Annotated in this window: 17 protein-coding genes; 8 read left to right on the forward strand and 9 right to left on the reverse strand. The window is 72.6% G+C overall.

Annotation, left to right across the window (positions count from 1 at the left end):
* The first annotated feature begins 18 nt into the window (after window positions 1-18).
* Entirely contained in the window at window positions 19-156 is a 138-nt protein-coding gene (locus K8Z49_RS35875) for a hypothetical protein (protein ID WP_412521239.1), read from the forward strand.
* 40 nt (window positions 157-196) lie between these two features.
* Window positions 197-544 carry a Tn3 family transposase gene (locus K8Z49_RS35880; RefSeq protein WP_412521241.1) on the forward strand — a complete coding sequence of 116 codons (348 nt, stop codon included), beginning with the start codon at window positions 197-199 and terminating at the stop codon, window positions 542-544.
* 155 nt (window positions 545-699) lie between these two features.
* Here K8Z49_RS35880 and K8Z49_RS35885 read toward each other — a convergent pair whose 3' ends face one another.
* From K8Z49_RS35885 to K8Z49_RS35900, 4 genes are read right to left on the reverse strand one after another with little or no spacing between them, the layout of a single operon-like run.
* Window positions 700-939 (reverse strand): hypothetical protein, encoded by a 240-nt coding sequence (locus tag K8Z49_RS35885; protein WP_412516252.1) that lies wholly within the window; start codon window positions 937-939, stop codon window positions 700-702.
* 26 nt (window positions 940-965) lie between these two features.
* Window positions 966-1,724 (reverse strand): ABC transporter permease, encoded by a 759-nt coding sequence (locus K8Z49_RS35890; protein ID WP_412516253.1) that lies wholly within the window; start codon window positions 1,722-1,724, stop codon window positions 966-968.
* Window positions 1,721-3,250 carry an ABC transporter permease subunit gene (locus K8Z49_RS35895; protein WP_412516254.1) on the reverse strand — a complete coding sequence of 510 codons (1,530 nt, stop codon included), beginning with the start codon at window positions 3,248-3,250 and terminating at the stop codon, window positions 1,721-1,723. The genes K8Z49_RS35890 and K8Z49_RS35895 overlap by 4 nt, the downstream gene beginning before the upstream one ends.
* Window positions 3,247-4,182, reverse strand: coding sequence for an ATP-binding cassette domain-containing protein (locus K8Z49_RS35900; protein WP_075024674.1), 936 nt, complete (start codon window positions 4,180-4,182; stop codon window positions 3,247-3,249). The genes K8Z49_RS35895 and K8Z49_RS35900 overlap by 4 nt, the downstream gene beginning before the upstream one ends.
* Before the next feature lie 183 nt (window positions 4,183-4,365).
* Here K8Z49_RS35900 and K8Z49_RS35905 point away from each other — a divergent pair, with 183 nt between their 5' ends.
* Together K8Z49_RS35905 and K8Z49_RS35910 are read left to right on the forward strand one after the other, a co-directional pair.
* Window positions 4,366-5,028, forward strand: coding sequence for a response regulator transcription factor (locus tag K8Z49_RS35905; protein WP_075024723.1), 663 nt, complete (start codon window positions 4,366-4,368; stop codon window positions 5,026-5,028).
* A 155-nt stretch (window positions 5,029-5,183) separates the two neighbouring features.
* A complete protein-coding gene (locus K8Z49_RS35910) occupies window positions 5,184-6,176 on the forward strand; it encodes a sensor histidine kinase (protein WP_412516255.1) in 993 nt (330 codons plus the stop codon).
* A 560-nt stretch (window positions 6,177-6,736) separates the two neighbouring features.
* Here K8Z49_RS35910 and K8Z49_RS35915 read toward each other — a convergent pair.
* From K8Z49_RS35915 to K8Z49_RS35925, 3 genes are all read right to left on the reverse strand, one after another.
* Window positions 6,737-7,186, reverse strand: a complete 450-nt coding sequence (locus K8Z49_RS35915) for a hypothetical protein (RefSeq protein WP_021597767.1) — start codon at window positions 7,184-7,186, stop codon at window positions 6,737-6,739.
* A 129-nt stretch (window positions 7,187-7,315) separates the two neighbouring features.
* Window positions 7,316-9,676 carry a helicase-associated domain-containing protein gene (locus K8Z49_RS35920; RefSeq protein ID WP_412516256.1) on the reverse strand — a complete coding sequence of 787 codons (2,361 nt, stop codon included), beginning with the start codon at window positions 9,674-9,676 and terminating at the stop codon, window positions 7,316-7,318.
* A 93-nt stretch (window positions 9,677-9,769) separates the two neighbouring features.
* The gene (locus K8Z49_RS35925) at window positions 9,770-10,387 is read right to left on the reverse strand and encodes a TetR/AcrR family transcriptional regulator (RefSeq protein ID WP_075024678.1); all 618 of its coding nucleotides are present in this window, start codon (window positions 10,385-10,387) and stop codon (window positions 9,770-9,772) included.
* 168 nt (window positions 10,388-10,555) lie between these two features.
* Between K8Z49_RS35925 and K8Z49_RS35930 the strand changes: the two genes are divergently transcribed.
* Window positions 10,556-11,038, forward strand: coding sequence for a hypothetical protein (locus K8Z49_RS35930; RefSeq protein ID WP_021599604.1), 483 nt, complete (start codon window positions 10,556-10,558; stop codon window positions 11,036-11,038).
* A 36-nt stretch (window positions 11,039-11,074) separates the two neighbouring features.
* Here K8Z49_RS35930 and K8Z49_RS35935 read toward each other — a convergent pair whose 3' ends face one another.
* Window positions 11,075-11,437, reverse strand: a complete 363-nt coding sequence (locus tag K8Z49_RS35935) for a hypothetical protein (protein WP_021599603.1) — start codon at window positions 11,435-11,437, stop codon at window positions 11,075-11,077.
* 230 nt (window positions 11,438-11,667) lie between these two features.
* On the opposite strand from K8Z49_RS35935, the gene K8Z49_RS35940 reads away from it, so the two are divergent.
* The gene (locus K8Z49_RS35940) at window positions 11,668-12,309 is read left to right on the forward strand and encodes an HAD family hydrolase (protein WP_052357631.1); all 642 of its coding nucleotides are present in this window, start codon (window positions 11,668-11,670) and stop codon (window positions 12,307-12,309) included.
* Window positions 12,310-12,464: 155 nt separating this feature from the next.
* Window positions 12,465-12,860 carry a cold-shock protein gene (locus K8Z49_RS35945; RefSeq protein WP_021599601.1) on the forward strand — a complete coding sequence of 132 codons (396 nt, stop codon included), beginning with the start codon at window positions 12,465-12,467 and terminating at the stop codon, window positions 12,858-12,860.
* Between the two features lie 63 nt (window positions 12,861-12,923).
* Here the strand turns inward: K8Z49_RS35945 and K8Z49_RS35950 are convergent, their stop codons facing one another.
* Window positions 12,924-14,324, reverse strand: coding sequence for an MFS transporter (locus K8Z49_RS35950; RefSeq protein ID WP_083598517.1), 1,401 nt, complete (start codon window positions 14,322-14,324; stop codon window positions 12,924-12,926).
* A gap of 186 nt (window positions 14,325-14,510) precedes the next feature.
* Here K8Z49_RS35950 and K8Z49_RS35955 point away from each other — a divergent pair, with 186 nt between their 5' ends.
* Window positions 14,511-15,365 carry a DUF3027 domain-containing protein gene (locus K8Z49_RS35955; RefSeq protein WP_024935644.1) on the forward strand — a complete coding sequence of 285 codons (855 nt, stop codon included), beginning with the start codon at window positions 14,511-14,513 and terminating at the stop codon, window positions 15,363-15,365.
* Window positions 15,366-15,367: the final 2 nt, after the last annotated feature.

The following is a 15,367-nucleotide window of genomic DNA, read 5'->3' on the forward strand; positions in this document are numbered from 1 at the left end:
AAGTTCGGCGGCGGCACCATGTCCTCCAGCGACGGACAGCGGTTCCCGGTGCGCGGCAAGTCGAACACCGCCCGGGAGACGAACATCCACGGCGGCAAGGTCCTGTCCACGATCACGCACGTGTCCGACCAGTGGTCGACGTACGGACGAAGGTGATCGTGCCGACCGCCCGTGAAGCCCACTACACGCTGGACGAATTCCGCAGAACACCCTCGCCGCCGCGCTCAAGGAGTGGGGCATGATCAAACGCACGATCCACGCCGCCCGCTACCTGTCGGACCCGCTGTACCGCAGGGAGATCTCCCGCCAGCTGAACAAGGGCGAGAGCCTGCACGCGCTGCGCCGCGAGCTGCACTACGCCCAGCAGGGCACCATCGTCCGGCCCCACCTGGCCGACCAGACCGAGCAGGCCTGGTGCCTCACCCTGCTGACCAACTTCGGCACCATCAACGTCGACTACGAAGCCGAACTTGCCGACGGCTGGCGGCCCCTGCGCGCAACGTCGGTGAACGAGTCCGGCTCCGCCTTCATGCTCAACCTGTGAGTTCAAGACTTCAACGGCGGTCCGTGGCAACGGCACCGCTTCGCCGTGCCAAAGTCCACGGCCAGGTTGAATGGAATTAAGCAGAATGCGGCCGAGGGGATCAATAGCCCGCAGTCCAGAGGCAAGGCGCCAGTATGCGCCGTCGACAGCGACGTTCACCACTGGCGCATGGTGGGCGCGTACTTAAGCCTTCCGCTGGAGGCATGCCACCCCGCCAGATCACCGCCCCGGGCTTGCCGGAGCCGGCGGTCGAAGGCGGGGCTGCCGAACCTTTTCTGACAGAGTTCGTCGCGGATGTCGCGGCCCTGGCCGCGCAGTTCGTCGATCGCCAGGCTGCAGTACTCGGTGGTCCAGCAGATGACGGCGCGACCAGCACCGGCATCCCGCGCAGACATCCCTCAAGGGGCCTGGCAACCAGGTGCTAGGCGTCGCGCGTGCACAGGAGCAGACCGCCGGTCAGCAGCGCCGCGGCGGCCCACCCGGCGGTCACACCGAGCCCGGCCCAGGGGCTGATGGGCAGGCTGCCGAGATCGGTGGTGGCCTGGATGGCGAGCCCGGCGCTCATCGGCGCGATCTTCTCCAGCAGGCGCTGCCAGTTCGGGTCGCTGATGGTCTGGGAGACGATCGGGACGATGTAGAGCAGGCCGAGGACGACGCCGATGCTGGTGGCCGAGTCCCGCACCGCGGTCGCGACACCGAGGCTTAGAAGGCCGATCAGGATCAGGTAGAGGACCGTCCCGACGACCGCGCGCAGCGTCGGCCCGTCGGCCAGGGACAGGGCCCGGTCGCCGAGGTCGGGCAGGATGAGCCGCCCGGCGAGCACCGCCCCGAGGACGGCGACGGTCCCGCCGACGGCCACGACGCCGGTGAGAGTGACGGCCTTGGCCGCGAAGACCGTCGCCCGCCGCGGCACCGCCGTCAGGGTGGTGCGGATCATGCCCGAGCCGTATTCCCTGCTGATGATCAGCACCGCCAGGACGGCGACCAGCGCCTGGCCGAGGTGGACGCCCATGAGGGTCAGCTCGGTCGTGTCGCCGCCGCAGCCGTCGGCCGTGCAGTTCACCACCGACGTCGCCCCGGCGCTCAGGGCCACCGTCGCCGCGACGGTGCCGAGCAGCAGCCACAGCGGGCCGGCGACGGTCCGCATCTTCGTCCATTCCGCGTGCAGGGCGAGTCTCACGTGTCCCTCCTGTGGAGCAGGACGGCGGCCACGGCCAGGCTCACCACCGTGTAGGCGGCCAAGACGGCGAACCCGGCCCACGGCGCCAGCGGGTAGTAGCCGTTGTATGGCGTGTAATGGGCTGCGACTTGGTCGTACTCCACGAGCGTCTGCTGGACGGCGAAGGCCGCCCCCGGTGTCACCCGGGCCAGCCAGTTCGCCACGCTCGCGGGCATGAACGGGATGGCCATCAGGATGTGGGGCAGCACGATGGCCACGATGACGGTGGTGACCGCGCCGGCGCTGTGCCGGAAGATGGCGCCGACGGAGAGGGCCAGGACCGAGGCGGTCGCGAGCAGCGCCGCGGTCCCGAGCGCCACCCGCAGTTCGGTCGAGGACGACACCGGGAAGATGTAGACGCCGTTGTCCCGGGCGAGCCGCTCACCGAGCGGAGTCGCGAGGATCGCCCCCGCCAGCCCGGCGACGAAGGTGACGACCCCCAGCACGATCGCCTTGGCCACCAGCACCCGGCTCCGCCTCGGACTCGCGGCCAGGGTGAGGTGGATCATCTTGTTCCCGTACTCCGTGGTGATGAACAGCGCCCCCACGACGATCACCGCGATCAGCGCGGCGAACGTGCCGGTGAGAATGTCCCGGAGGGTGCCGCCGGTCGGCAGGGTCTCGCGGATGGCGGGCGCTATGTCGCCGGCACCGGTCACCGTGAACCTGCCGTCGGATCCCGTGAACGAACCCGATGTGTTCTCCGGGTAGCCGGCGAAGCCGGGGGACTCCGCTCCCACCTGGTCACCGGTCCACCTACCCCCGGCCCAGCCCCCCTGGACGCGAAGATCCCCGAAGGTGGCCGTCGACACGCTGCCGCGCGTGCCCATGCCGTCCACGGCAGGCGGGGACGCGACGAACAGCCCGACCTGCACGGTCGATCCGAGCCCGCTCACCCGCGCGGTGCCCACCTTGGTCCAGCTCGTGCCGTCGGTGGAGGCATAGCCGGTGATCGTGTCGCCCGAGCGGTCCAGCCGCAGCCGGCGGGGGGACTCGGCGGAGACCGGGCCGGGAGGGCCGACCGTGTCGTTGACGTAGGCGTCCTGCATCCGCACGCCGTGGCTGCCGGTGACCATGATCGCCGCGTAGGGTGATCCCTGGCGGGTGCTCTCCTTGATGATGAGCCCGGCCTTCGCCCACGGCACGGTGCCGGGCCGCAGGTCCCCGGGTCCCTCGGGGATGCTGCTCTTGAGCTCGGAGACGGAGACGGTGATGCCGCCGTTCCCGGCCAGCGGCTGGTGCACGAAATAGAAGCTGTCGGTGACCGGCGCACCGCCCGGCCCGATCGGAACGGGCGGTGCGCCCTTCTGATCGCTGCTGAACCCGGCGAGCACGGCGAACAGCACCAACAGCAGCGCCGCGGCCACCATGCCGATCAGCCAGCCGCGGACGGTTCGGAACTTGGTCCATTCCGCGTGCAGCACCTGGGGGAAGCCGTCCCGCCCAACCCGTTGGCTGGAGCGGTGAGACGTAACAGTGGGGGTCACCGCGAGACCTCCGTGGGCGTCGCGGCGCGGAACTCGACCGCCTCGCGGGTGAGCTCCAGGTAGACGTCCTCAAGGGTGGCGCGGTGGGCTGATACCTCGGAGAACGGCACCGCGCTCTGGCTGAGCAGCGTCACGATCCGATCCGCAGGCAGGCCCGAAACGGTGATGGTGTCGCGTCCGGTGGCCGTCGCGGTCGCGCCGGCATGCGCGAGCACCCCCATCGCGTGCGTCCCGACCGTGGTCCGCACGGCCACCCGGTTCCTGGAGGCGGCCGCGATCAGGTCGGCCACGCCGGCGTCGGCGATGGCCTTGCCGCGCCCGACCACGACGAGATGATCGGCGGTGTCCTGCACCTCGCTCATCAGGTGGCTGGAGACCAGCACGGCGCGGCCCTGAGCGGCCAGCGACCGCAGGAAGCCGCGCATCCAGACGATGCCGTCGGGGTCCATGCCGTTGAACGGCTCATCGAGCATGATGATCGGCGGGTCGCCCAGCAGGGCCGCGGCGATCCCGAGCCGCTGCCGCATGCCCAGCGAGTAGCCGCCGGCCTTGCGCCGGGCCGCCGAGGCCAGGCCGACCTGCTCGATCACCTGGTCCACCCGCCGCGCGGCCAGGCCCTGCGAATGCGCCAGCCACAGCAGGTGGTTACGCCCGCTGCGGCCGGGGTGCAGCGCCGCCGCGTCCAGCAGGGAACCGACATGGTTCAGCGGCCGCCGAAGACTGTGGTACGGCTTCCCCTCGATGAGCGCGGTGCCCTCCTCGACCGCGTCCAGGCCGAGGATCACCCGCATCGTGGTGGACTTCCCGGCCCCGTTCGGCCCCACGAAGCCGGTCACCACACCCGGACGGACGGTAAAGGACATGCCGTCGAGGGCCAGCGTGGCCCCGTACCGCTTGCGCAGTCCGGTGACGACGATCCCTGGTGCGCTCATCGCAGCGAGCTCACGGTTCGAAATGGATTCATGCCGATGGTTGTACGCGGCACCCGGTTCCAGCCCGGTCGCAGCGGCTGCGACCGGGCTGAGACCGGGGATCTGGCATCGTTGACGAATGGCACCTCGACCCCGTGGACGGATCGGCCGCCCCGCCCGCACGACGGCCGGCGGTGAGTGGTGGTGAGGGTCCTCGTCGTCGAGGACTTCGAGGTCCTCGCCCGCTCCCTCGGAACCGGGCTGCGCCGCGAGGGCATGGCCGCCGACGTCGTCCTGGACGGAACCGCCGCCCTCGACCGCCTGGCCGTCACCCGCTACGACGTGGTGATCCTCGACCGCGACCTGCCCGGCGTCCACGGGGACGAGATCTGCCGGCAACTCGCCCACGGCCGCCGCGAGACCCGCGTGCTGATGCTCACCGCCTCCGGCACGATCGAGGACCGCGTCGACGGGCTCGGCCTCGGCGCCGACGACTACCTGCCCAAGCCGTTCGCGTTCGCCGAACTGGTCGCCCGCGTCCGTGCTCTGGCGCGCCGCGCCACCCCGCCGCTACCGCCCACCCTGGCATGCAGAGACATCACCCTCGATCCGGCCCGCCGCACCGCGTTCCGGGCCGGCCGGCGCCTTGAGCTGAGCCCCAAGGAGTTCGCCCTGCTCGAATGCCTGCTCGCCGCACCCGGCCTGGTCATCTCCGCTGAGGAACTACTCGAACGCGTCTGGGACGAGGCCGCCGACCCCTTCAGCAGCGCCGTCAAGCACACCATGCACCGGTTGCGGGCCAAACTCGGCGACCCGCCCGTGATCGAGACCATCCGCCAAGGCGGCTATCGCATCGGGTCGACATGACCTCCCAGCAGCCCGCCGGAAGGTCCCTGCAAACACGGCTCGCGCTCGCCTACGCGGCGGGCATCTACGCCGCCGGGGTCTTCGTGCTCGTCCTCGTACTCGTCCCACTCGCCAGCGTCGATGCGGCCACGCCCAAGGGCCGACCCTCATCGAGCGTGACCACCGGAGCCGGGCGCGGGATCAGCCTGGCCCAGCTCCTCACCGGATCCGCCGTCGCCCTGGTCATCCTGATTCCCGTCGCCCTGGCTCTCGGCTGGTTCGTCGCCGGCCGGTTCCTGCACCCGCTGCGCACCATCACCGCCACCGCCAAGAACATCTCCACCGGCAACCTCCACCGGCGCCTCGACCTCGGCGAGCCCACAGACGAGCTGACGGAACTCGGCCACACCCTCGACGACCTGTTCGCCCGCCTTCAAGCCTCCTTCGACGCCCAACGCCACTTCGTCGCCAACGCCTCCCACGAGCTGCGCACCCCCCTCGCCGGGCTGCGCACCCTCCTCGAAGTCGCTCTCGCCGACCCCAATGCCGACACCGACACGCTGCGCTCGGCCTGCCAGGAGGCCCTCGCCCTCGGCGAACACCAAGAGCGGCTCGTCCGAGCACTGCTCGCTCTGGCCACCAGCGAGCGCGGCGTCACCCGCTGGGACACCCTCGACCTCGCGCAAGTCGTCAAAGGAGCGCTCGCCTCCCGCCGCGACCAAGCAACGGCGAGAGGCATTGACCTCGCCGAACACCTAACGCCCGCGGTGGCGGCCGGGGACCCGAAATTGATCGAAAGCCTCGTCGCCAACCTCATGGACAACGCCATCCGCCACAACCACGCAGGCGGGCACGTAGAGATCACAACTCAGACCTCCGGCACGCAGGTGGTCCTGACGGTCACCAACAGCGGGCCGGTCATCCCCGGCAACCAGATCCAGCGCCTCTTTCACCCCTTCCAAAGACTGGCGCCTGATCGTAACGGCGGCCGCGACGGCTACGGTCTCGGCCTCGCCATCGTCAACGCCGTCGCCCAAGCCCACCACGCCACCCTCACCGCCAACGTACGCGCTGAAGGCGGCCTGTCCATCGCCGTACAGTTCGCGCACGCATCCCATCCACACCTCCAACATCAAGGGAGAAGGCTTCGCGGCGCGTCCCGAAGGTGAACACTCCGTCGCTCTGGCCGTCATAGCACCCCAAGGAACCCGCAAGACTCGAGGACTCGGCCGTTTCATAGGTCCTCGCCTGTGAAACGAGGCGCACGCCTGCCCCATGTCCACCTGCGCCGCTCCGCCCGGCTCGCCGTGCCGCACCGCCAAGGGCAGGTGGTCGCCCAGTCTCACACCGCCCGGTTCCGGCTAGTGCCCCCGAGCTGCAGGGCTCGCACGACCCGTCGGGGGTGGTGTTCACCGTGCTGGCGGCGCTGTCGGGGATGGAGCGCGAGTACATCCGCGACCGCACCCTGGAGGGCCACGAGTCGGCCCGCAGACGCGGCAAGACCATCGGCGGCGACCGTCCTACGCATGCTCCGCGACCACGACGAGAAAGCCGCGGCCCCGCCGTAAGCACCCCCAACCTGCATCGCCGCAGGTCACAGACAGTTTCGTTGGATTTTGGCCGATTGCTGGGGAGACCCCGTCCCGTCCCGGCCCGGCGCGTCCCGGCGTGCTACGGCACGCGCCGACCCGTCCCGGCGCGTCTCACGGCGGCCGGGGCGTGGGGACGGTCAGATACCGCTGGACGAGCCGTAGTCCGGGTCGGACGCGGTGACGCCGATGACGATGTACACGATCAGGACGATGACGCCGAGGGCCACGGACGCGCCGAAGAGGGACCAGCTCCAGATCGTCAGCTTCCGGGCGGACGGCGGGTCGGTCTGGGTGCGGCCGAGGGCGATCGCGGCGGTGATGACGCCGGGGATGGCGACGATGTTGCAGCACACCAGGATCGCGACGGCGTTGCAGACGAGGGCGGCGATGGTGGAGCCGTTGTTCGCGGGCTGGTACGGGACGCCCGGCGGCCCGTAGCCGTATCCGGGCTGGCCGTACCCCGGTTGGCCGTATCCGGATTGGCCGTATCCGTAGCCCTGCCCGTACGTGCCGCCAGGGTCCCAGCCCTGGGATCCGCCGTACGGGTCGTCCCAGCCCGACGGCGGACGCCCGCCGTATCCGCTCATCGGGAGCCTCCTCACACCATTCGCCCGGACACGCTATCGGTCCGAAGGGTCACTGCTTGGACCGTATGCGACGTTCGCCGGTTCCCGTCCCCGGGAGGGGCCGCATGCGGACAGCCGTTTCCGGACGGTTCAGGAGGCGTCGTCGAGTTCCTTGACCCCGGTGATGCGGTGCAGCGCGAAGCGGTGGACGGCGGCGCGGGTGGCGTCGTAGCCGGTCAGGAAGCCGCCCTCGACGCGGACGGGTTCGACGATGCGGCTGGACGCCTGCCCCTGCTGGTCGAGGTAGCCGATCCAGACGCGCCCGCCGCGCTCGACGGCGGCGCGGAGCAGTTCGATGGTGGCCATCGCCGGGGAGCGGGGCGGGTCGCCGGACGGGGCCTGCCGGGCCTGCTCGGCGCCGTGCACGGAGGCCTCGTCGCCGGCCCGCAGCGCCCGCACGGCGGCGGCGATCATCGTGTCGTCGGTGCGGGAGCCGGGGCGGAGCCGGACGATCTCGGCGGTCGGCGGCGGCTCGGCGCGCTGCGCGTCCGGCCGGGTCACGATCACGCCGCCGCCGGGCGCCTCGGCGACCGGGGCGAGCCCCATGGCGCGCAGGCCGTCGAGCAGGTCGCCGCGCTGCAGCCCGGACGCGAGGACGGTCGGGGCGAGGCGGTGCAGGCGCAGCGGGGCGGCGCGGCGGTCGGCGAGGATCTCGTCGAGGGTGGCGGGCGCGTCGGTGCGGACGTAGGACATGAGCGCGCCGACGCGCAGATGGCCGTGCCGGCGGGCGACGTCGTCGATCAGGTAGGTGAGCGGCTGCGGGAGCGGGGTCGCCGAGTGCCGGGAGAGCAGGTCGGTGACGTCGGCGGCGGTGCGGCCGGCGTCCAGGGCGCGGCGGATCGACTCGGGCGTGAACCGGTAGACGGTGGCGCCGCCGGTGGACTCGACGTCGGCGGCGAGCGCGAGCTCCCGGGCGAGGTCGGTGACCAGGGGGCCCGGCGCGATCGCGGTCAGGTCGGCCTGGATGAGGATCTCGTCGACGGGCGCGGGCAGGTACTTCTCCAGGGTGGGCTCGGGGTCGTCGCCGGCGAGCAGGTCGCGGGCGAACGGGGCCGGCTCGCCGAACCCGGTCAGCCCGAGGGCGGCCGCCTCGCGCAGCGTCCAGCCGAGGAGCCGGTCGCGGATCGGCCCGCCGCGGCGGGGGCGCAGCCAGGTGAGCCGCTCGCGGAGCGCGTCCTCGCCGACGACGACGCCGCGCCCGGCGCCGACGAGGATGTCGAGGACCGCCTGCCGGGTGGCGGGCGCGCTGCTGCGCACCATCGCCTCGCTCAGCGCGTTGATGAGCCGGTCGCGGTCGTCGCGCTCGCCGGCGAGCCCGGCGGCGCGGTCGGACTTCAGCCAGCCGCGCGCGAGCTCCGTCCAGCGCCCGGCGGTGTCGCGCATCAGCCACAGGTCGTAGGCGGGGGTGGGCAGCCATTCGCCGTCGAGGTCGCCGCTGCGGGTGAGCAGTCCCGCCGCGTAGGCGACCTCGACGAGCAGCGCCGCCTTCCACTCGGGGACGTCCAGGAGCGTCGCGGCGGCGCGCAGGTCGCGGACGGCGAGGCCGCCGCTGCGCAGGACGGGCGGCGGTTCCAGCCCCCAGCGCTCCAGCAGCTCCTCGGTGAGCCGGACGGCGTTGTAGGCCTCGCCCGCGGCGGCGCGCACCACGACGTCCTCGCCCCGCGCCGCCGCGGCCGGGGGCAGCGGCGGCGGCTCCGCCGGGACGTCCCGGAAGAGGCGCCCGCCGCGCAGGTGCAGGGCGATCTCGCGGGGCAGGGTGACCGTGCGGTCGTCCTCGGCGGCGAGGAGGCCGCGCGCCAGGAGCCGCTCGATCGGCGTGGCGGCGGTGTCGATCCGGACGGGGCGGCGGGCGTCGGCGACGCGCCCGACCGGCGGGCCCCAGGCGAGCTGTTCTAGGGCGGCCCGCGCGTCGGGCCCGGCGTCGTCGATCAGCGGGCCGGGGTCGTCGAGCAGGTCGGCGAGCCGGCGCAGGAGCCGCGCGGAGTCGGTGAACCCGCGCGGCGGCTCCCCGTCCAGGTCGGTGACGAGGTCGGTCAGCCGCTCGACGGGGTAGGTCGCGAAGACCTCCTGGACGGGCGGGCCGAGCCCGGCCGGGTGCGGCAGGCCCTGCCGGACGCCGGGCGCGGTGTTCGGCGCGTCGTTCCCCCAGGCGAGCCCGTAGCGGCGGAGCGTGCCGAGCGCGTCGGCGGCCTGCTCGGGCGTGCAGCCGAGGGCGGTGGCGAGCGCGTCCGGCCCGGCCGGCGAGGGCAGGACGAGGAGGGCCTCCAGGACGGCGAGCGTGAACCGGTCCAGCCGGTCGAGCGCGCGGGACACGGCGGCGGGCGTGGCGGCGCGGGCGGCGAGCGCGGTCAGGTCGGCCGGGACGGGGGCGAGCAGCTCGGGACGCGCGGACAGGAGCGCGCGAAGCTCGTCATCGCCTCGCGCGCGCAACCAATCCGCGTACGTTTCCATCTGTTTCCCAACCATATGTCGCGTGCATACCGCGGGTGCGCGGGGCTCCAAGGGTAGAAGCCCGCACGCGGTGGGGAACACGGACCACGCAGGTCAGGTGGCAGGCGTGCGCTCCAGGTGCACCAGCCCGAGGCCGAGCCGCGCCCAGCTCTCCACGAACCGCTTCTCGTCGATGCGCGTCGGCGGCTCGTACATCGACTCGTTGGCGAGCCAGTAGTTCACCACCGCGCCCCCGAGGATCGACGCGATCGCCGGCCAGTCCTCGTCCACGCCCTCGTACTCCGGCTGCGCCGCCAGCCAGGTCGCGATCCCGTCGTACAGCGGGTTGACGATGCCCTCGCGCATCTCGGCCACCAGTTTCGGGAACTGGTCGAGGTCGCGGAACAGCACCCGGATGAGGTCCTGTTCCTCGCGCATCTTGGCGAGTCCCGCCTGGCAGGTCATCCGCAGCCGGATCTCCAGCGGCCGGCCCGCGTAGGCGGTCGACTGGTCGAGGACGTCGCTGATCTGCCGCCGGGTGCGCTCGATGTGCTCGCGGATGGCGGAGGCGAGGACCTCCTCCTTGGAGCGGAAGTGCCGGTACAGGCCGCCCGCGCCCGGCGACAGGCCCGCCGCCGCCTCGATCTCGGCGACCGAGGTCGCCGCGTAGCCCCGGTCCGCGAACAGCCGGAGCGACTCGGCCACGATCCGATCGCGCGTAGATGTCGTCATGGTGATGAATTCCTCCGCAAGAACACTAAGGCATCCTGATGCGGCCGGTCGCCGGGTCGCGCGCGGCACGCCCGAATCGGTGATGCCGCTCACGTCGCGCCCGGGGCGGCTAGAGTGCGATCGTCAGCGCCCCGCTCGCCGGAAGGGGCGTCGTCGGAAAGGTCGGCGATGTTCAAGTCTCCGCGGAAGGCGGCCGACGGGGCCTTCCTGCCCGAGGACTTCGTGGTGCCCACTCTGGTGGCCGGGCCCGACTTCCAGATCCGCCCGATCACCGTGCACGACGCCGTCAAGGACTACGGCGCCGTGATCGGCAGCCTGGACCGGCTGGCCGGCCGCTTCGGCCCCGAGTGGGGCTGGCCCGACCGGGAGTTCACCTTCGAGCAGGCTCTGATCGACGTCGCCTGGCTGCAGAAGGAGGGCCAGCTGCGCCGCTCCTTCAGCTACGTCGTGATCACCCCGGACGGGGAGCGGCAGCTCGGCCGCATCCACGTCGCCCCGTCCGACACCCGCGACGCGGACGCCGTCGTGGTGTTCTGGGTCCGCGCGGACGAGGAGAACTCCATCCTGGAGAAGGAACTGGAGGAGTTCGTCCGTACATGGGTGACCACCGCCTGGCCCTTCGAGAAGGTCCGCTTCCCCGGCCGCGAGTGAGGCCGGCAAGGGCGGGCAGAGCCCGGACGGGTGCGGTCAGAGCCTCCGGGCGAGGTTCACCAGGATGCGGCCGACCACCAGGTAGACGAGGGCGGCCAGGCCGTAGTTGACGGCGACCTCCGTCTTGCGGTTCTCCGGCTGGAAGACGTCCTTGAACTGCCAGCAGAGGTCGGTTGCGCGGTCCCCGAACCAGCGGACGAGGTCGTTCGCCGTGTTGGCCTCGAACGCCACGAACACGATGTGCACGGCCAGGATCGCGACCACGACCGTCGTGACGACGGAGATCGCGGCGGCGAGCAGGCCGGCGGCGCGGCGGCGGGCCGCGGCGGCACCGGCCGTGAACCGCCGGGTGCGCGGGGCGCGGTGGTCACCGCCCGTCTCGGTCTGGGTCTCTGCCATGATCGGCCTCCTTCGCCGGTTCCTCCGTGGCGGGCGGACGGGCGAGTGATCGTCCTTGGGGCTGGGGTGGGGTGTTCGGGTGCTGTGTTTTCCCTGGTCAACTGGTTTGTGGTCGGAGGCCCGGGTATATCCGCATCACGGTCCCGCGCTCTCCTACTCGGATCCCGTCGCATCGCCACTACCAGGAGAGCGCGGGTCCTCGCGTGTGTCCAGCCCCGTACGCTGTGGACGTGCTCGACCTTGATCTTCCGACATCTCCGGAATCCGGGTTCACCATCGGATTCGACCTGGATCTGACCCTCGCCGACACCCGCGCCGGAATCAGCGCCGTCTACGCGTCTATCGCCGCCGAGACGGGCGTCGCCATCGACACCGACCTCGTGGTGCGCCGCATCGGGCCGCCGCTGGAGGAGGAGCTGGCGTACTGGTTCCCGCCGGACGAGGTGCCCGCGATGGCGGCCCGCTACCGGGAGATCTACGCCGGCATCGCGATCCCGGCGACACTCCTGATGCCGGGTGCCGTCGCCGCCCTGGACGCCGTGCGGGCCATGGGCGGGCGCGTGGTCGTGGTGTCGGGCAAGAACCAGGCCGACACCGAGCGGACCGTCCGCCACCTCGATCTGGGGGCGGACGCCGTGGTCGGCGGCCTGTTCGGCGCGGACAAGGGCACCGTCCTGCGCGAGCACGGAGCCGGCGCCTACATCGGCGACCACACCGGCGACGTGGACGCCGCGCGGGCCGCGTCCGCGGTGGCGGTGGCCGTGGCGACCGGCGCGTTCGACTCGGCGGCCCTCACGGCCTACGGCGCGGACGTCGTCCTGCCGGACCTGCTGGCCTTCCCCGAATGGCTCGGCGGGTTCCGCGCCGGCTGATCCGCGGCGATATTGGGGTGATTTCGTCTGCCGCCCCGGATAGCTTCTAAGGCGTTGCCCCTAGGGCGTCGCGGGGGCACCCGGCGTGTTCACCGGCCCGCGGCGAGGCACTAATCTTGGGGGCGATTCAGGACGATTACCGAACGAGGTCTCCGGTGCCGACTGGCAAGGTCAAGTGGTACGACTCCGACAAGGGGTTCGGCTTCCTCACCCGCGACGACGGCGGTGAGGTCTTCGTGCACTCATCGGCTCTGCCGGGCGGGGTCACGACGCTCAGGCCGGGCCAGCGCATCGAGTTCGGCGTGGTCGAGGGGCGCCGCGGCCAGCAGGCGCTGCAGGTCCGCGTGCTGGAGACGCTGCCGTCGGTCGAGAAGACCATCGCCAAGCAGCGGCGCAAGAAGCCGGACGAGATGGTCGTCATCACCGAGGACCTGATCAAGCTGCTGGACGGGATCTCCAACACCTACCGGCGCGGCAAGCACCCGGCCCCGGCGGAGGCGAAGAAGATCGCCACCGTGCTGCGGGCCGTCGCGGACGACCTGGCCCCCTGAGCGCGGGCCGAGCGCGGGCCGTGCGCGGGCCGTGCCGCTGAGCGCGGCCGGCCATGACCATGATCAGGTGTGCATCTCCGGATGCGCGTCCTTGATCGTGGTCTTGCGGCCGGGCCGCCGCGGCGCCCGCCGTGGCGTGCCGGCCTGCCGCGACACCAGCAGCCCGAACGCGACCGCCAGCGCCGCGGCGACGATCGCGAGCGCGACCCGGCCGTCCGCGACGATCGACATGCCGAGGCCGAGCAGCCCGCCGAGCACCCAGCTGAGCTGGTGCAGCGTCTCGGAGACCGCGAAGGTGGACGAGCGCATCTCCTCGCCGATCTCGCGCTGCACCACCGCGTCCATGGACAGCTTGCCGAGCACCTGGCCGAGACCGGCCGCCGTCGCCACCGCGAGCGCCGCCCACAGCCCGAAGAACGCGGCGCCGGCGGCGGTGACGGCGGTGACCGACGCGAGCGTCGCCGACACGATGAACCGCGGCGCCCGCGCCTTCATCCAGGCGCCGAGCGAGGTGCCGATCAGCCCGCCGGCGCCCGCGCACGCGGCGAGCAGGCCGAGCGCGACATGGTGCGACACCGGGTCGAACCGCTCCTGCCGCAGCAGGAACGCCAGATAGATGATCAGGAAGCCGGAGAACGCGCGGAGCACCGCGTTGGCCTCCATCGCCTCCGCCACGACCGGCCCGACGCGCGGCAGCGCCAGGAAGCGGCGGCGGGGCCCGTCACCGTCCTGCTCCGCCGGCTCGACCTCCGGGACGTCCACATGCTGCGGGAGGCGCATCGTGAACACGACGCCGAGCAGGAACACGGCCGTCCCGATGCGCAGCACCCAGCCCGGCCCGATCAGCACGGCGAGGCCGGCGCCGATCGGCGCGGTGACCGACGCGGCGATCAGGCCCGCGAACGAGCACCGGGCGTTCGCCGTCACCAGCGTGATCTCGTCCGGCAGGACGCGCGGGGTGACCGCCGCCCGCAGCACCCCGAACGCCTTCGACAGCACCAGCACGCCGAACGCGGCGGGCAGGAACGTGACCTGGTCGCCGTGCGGGAGCGCGCTCGCCATCGCCCAGCACAGCAGCGCCCGCATCACGAACGTGCTCGCGATCGCGTACCGGCGGACGTGCCGCGCCCGGTCCAGCGCCGGGCCGATCAGCGGGGCGACCAGCGCGAACGGCGCCATCGTCACCACGAGGTAGAGGGCCACCTGGCCGCGCGCCTGGTTGACGTCCAGGCCGAAGAACAGGGTCCCCGCGAGCGCGACCGTCAGCAGCGCGTCGCCGGCGGAGTTGAACGCCGACGCCTCGATCAGGCTGCCGAGCCCGCTGCGGCCCGCGCCCTGCGCGTGGGTGACGCGGCGGGTGAGCCGTCCCGTCCCGAGAAGGGCCGAGAGGGCGCCGCGCCAGGCGCGCGCCGCACCCCCTGCGACGGCGCGTACGGACCGTCCCGCCCGTGTGCGGTTCCCCATGCGCCCTGATCTCTCCCCTGCGGTCGCCCCTGCTGTTCCTCGTGGCACGGCCATCGGAGTCGCTCAATTGAGAGTACGTTCCCCGCGAGGATGCGGGCTCACCCCGCGAACCCGCCTCCACCCCTCTCCCCGTTCAGCGGGAGGGGGTGGGCTCGGTCACCTGCTCGCATGGGCGAGAATCGACATGTGAGCCCACAGCGTCAAACCAGCCCCGCGCGTCCCGCCGCCGCGCGCGCCACGTCCGGGGCCGCCCGCCGGACCCGCACGCCCGCCGTCGACACGGCCTGTGCCGAGGCCGTCGACCTCGCCCGCGAGGCCGCCGAGGACACCGCCGGCCCCCGTGACGTCGGCGAGCACCTCGGCGTCCGCGCCGAGGCCGACCGCGTGGTCACGCACTACTTCGCCTGCCTCGACCCCGCCTACCGCGGCTGGCGCTGGGCCGTCACGGTGACCCGGGCGTCCCGCGCCAGGAACGTCACGGTCAGCGAGTGCGTGCTGCTCCCCGGCGACGACGCCCTCCTCGCCCCGCCGTGGGTGCCGTGGCTGGAGCGGCTGCGCCCCGGCGACCTCGGCCCCGGCGACCTGCTGCCGACCGCGCCCGACGACGCCCGGCTCGCCCCCGGCTTCACGCAGGTGGACGACTCCACCGACCGCGAGGCCCAGTGGGAGCTCGGCCTCGGCCGCGTCCGGGTGCTGTCCCGGGAGGGGCGCGACGAGGCCGCGACCCGCTGGTACGACGGCGTCGCCGGCCCCCGCGCGCCCATCGCCGCGTCCGCGCCCGCCCAGTGCTCCACCTGCGGCTTCTTCGTCGCGCTGGCGGGCGAGCTGCGGCAGGTCTTCGGGGTCTGCGCCAACGAGTACGCGCCCGACGACGGCCGCGTCGTGTCCGCCGACCACGGCTGCGGCGCCCACTCCGAGGCCGTCAGCCTGCCGGCCGCGTCCGAGCACAACCCGCCCGTGATCGACGAGCTGGGCTACGAGATCGTCCCGGCCGGCGAGGACACCGCGTCCCTCGACGACGAGGCGCTCGGCCACAGCTGATC

This window comes from Actinomadura madurae, assembly GCF_047130825.1.
GTDB classification, from domain to species: Bacteria; Actinomycetota; Actinomycetes; order Streptosporangiales; family Streptosporangiaceae; genus Spirillospora; species Spirillospora madurae.